The sequence below is a fragment of the Moorena sp. SIO3I6 genome, assembly GCF_010672095.1.
Map to the genome: position 1 here is coordinate 1 of NZ_JAAHHU010000674.1, position 2,466 is coordinate 2,466.

Consider the following 2,466-nt stretch of genomic DNA (forward strand, 5'->3'; position numbering starts at 1 on the left):
TGCTCGTCTCCCTGTCCCCCAGGATTATTAGTTGGTGATTCCATTTCATTCCATCACCGGGCTATCCTTCCCGACGCTGACCCTATCGGGTACAGCGCGGGGCTGCCGCCATAAAGCTCAATACAAAAACCAGCGACACCACGCTGCTCTAATTTTTTCACCAAGCGTTGGACATTGTTAAAATTTCCGTAGCCCGTATCCCCATCCAGCAGAATTGGGACAGAAGTGGCATCGGACATGAACTCAACTACTTCCAAGACTTGAGTCCAACTTGCTTCGTTGTTATCACGCACACCCAACTGGGCAGAAATGCTGAGGCCACTGCCCCAAATACCCTGAAAGCCTGCCTCTTCAGCAATCTTAGCGCTGATTCCATCATGGGCATCTATCAGAAACTCTAACTGTTTAGAGTTCAGCAGTGTTCTAAGTTGTGTCGTTTTTCTAGGTTGTGTTGTTTTTCTAAGTTGCGTTGCTTTTCTAGGTTCTGTCGTTGTTCTAAATTGTGCTGTTGTTTTCATTTGGCATCCTAAAATTGCAACAATTTTTGACGAAAGTGGTCTAGGAAATAGGCTTACTTTTTATCTTTAGTTAAGGATCTCGATCGATCATGAGCCACTCAAAACACAGTTAACTCAGGATTAGCTCTTCCTACCCTGATGCTGCTGTCGGCTCATAGCTTTTCAACACTACTTGACTAGCAGTTTTAGTAGCAGTGTTTAGAAACATGACAAGGTTACCTAGCTCCCAGCCCTTCCATGGTGGGCAAGAAATCAGGGGAGTTAGGGAAACCAGTGCAAAGGCTCAATAGCCTTATCTGACCACGTTTAACTAACTTTTAAGCTGAATTTAAAAGAATTTTAACCTTTTTTGTGCTCAATGAATATCGCTTCGGATCGTGATCAGGTCCTAGGGCGACATTCAAACGATGATTCCAAATCCTGCAAACCTTTAAAACCTCTTGCCCATATCCTCTTTTGAGATACGTCTCGGCCTGGTTGGGTCCATAAATCTTAAAATCGTAGAATTGAAACTCTCGCAAAGGAAAGATCTCATCGAGATCTGGATACTGAGGATGTCCCCCTTCAGAGGGCAATCTCCTTTGGTCATAGATATAGATGTCAATCCCGTCACTTATTTTGTAAAGATTTTTTTCGATCTTTCTAAAGTAGAAACCATGATCATTGAGGATAGTTTTTAAAGTAAATAATTTCTGGAAATCTCCCTCTGTCATCTCAATATCAATGTCATCATCCCAAGGAATGACTCCTTCGTGTCGCAGAGCACCGATTAATGTTCCTGAAATAGCCCAGTAAGGGATATGATGCTGTCTAAGGAGGGAATCAAGGAACTGGAAGTCTTGGCGTAATTGCCAATGTATTGGTTTTAATTTCTGAGCCAAAGCAACGACCATTTCCGCGATTGTCCCTGTTTTTTTTGATTCAATGCCCTTCTCGATGGCATAGTTGTAATGGGCGATCGCTTCAGCAAGTCCTTCTTGTTTTGTCAGCGCCTCGTGGGGTTGCGTTGATAAAACATCTGACTCTAGCGCAAGGGCTTGCTGATACATGGTGGCTGCTTCTATCACTTGACGGGCACAGCGATCAATCTCTTCTAATCGCTGGGATGATATCTGAGCAGACAACAATAGGTACCACAGCTGCTCGTGAAATTCCTCGCAGTCCGGTTTAATCTTAATCGCTTTCAGGTAACAGGCAATTGATTCGACCCACTCACCTTTTTGGCAGTAGAGCTCTCCCAATTCTAGATAAATTTGAGGATTATCTGGTTGCAGCTCAATGTTTTTCTGGGTGTTGGCGATTGTCTGTGCTAGATGATCGGGTGGATTTATTAGTGTATCTTTTATCTTAGTCCTCTCCTGTAATCGCTTCTGCACCTAGGTTTGATTCCGGAGGAAGGCCAACCCTTAAAGATTTGCAGACCTTCCCTCGGGTTTGAGCACTTCTAGATTACGCCCGGTAATCACTAAGTAGGATTTTTTAGTGCATCGGTGCGAACAAACACGCTAGTAGTCTGCTTACCGCGCCTTACCTTTATTTCTAGTACCTTATTTACTCCACTATTTTCCACAAGGCGCTGTAGTTGTGTAGCATTAGTAACAGGTCTTCCATCAATTTGAACAATTATGTCCCCACGACGCATACCAGCATCAGCAGCTGGTGTATCCGGCATTACTTGAACTACCAAGACACCATTGACTTCTGGTAATAGGAAAACAGAATTGGGGTCATTGTTGTTTTCTTGTGCTAGTTCCGGGGTTAGGGTTGTCATCCGAACGCCGATATATGGATGGACAACTTTTTGTCCTTGGGCTAGTTTGTTGGAAATCTCTTTGACTTTGTTGATGGGAATAGCAAAACCAATTCCCATAGCATTAGCCCGAATAGCAGTGTTGATGCCAATAACTTCCCCTGTAGCATTCAACAACGGACCACCAGAGTTTCCAGG

The 2,466-nt window shown here is 43.8% G+C and carries 3 protein-coding genes; all 3 read right to left on the minus strand.

Annotated features, from left to right (window positions below; genetic code table 11):
• Positions 1–53 precede the first annotated feature (53 nt).
• Positions 54–518, minus strand: coding sequence for an isocitrate lyase/phosphoenolpyruvate mutase family protein (locus F6K49_RS41275; RefSeq protein WP_293106871.1), 465 nt, complete (start codon positions 516–518; stop codon positions 54–56).
• A gap of 317 nt (positions 519–835) precedes the next feature.
• A complete protein-coding gene (locus F6K49_RS41280; RefSeq protein WP_293106874.1) occupies positions 836–1,894 on the minus strand; it encodes a LicD family protein in 1,059 nt (352 codons plus the stop codon).
• An 89-nt stretch (positions 1,895–1,983) separates the two neighbouring features.
• The coding region (locus tag F6K49_RS41285) for a PDZ domain-containing protein (protein WP_293106877.1) at positions 1,984–2,466 on the minus strand (483 nt) is incomplete at its 5' end.

Coding starts and splice junctions, on each gene's coding strand:
- F6K49_RS41275 (WP_293106871.1), bottom strand. CDS start 518: ATGAAAACAACAGCACAATTTAGAACAACGACAGAACCTAGAAAAGCA.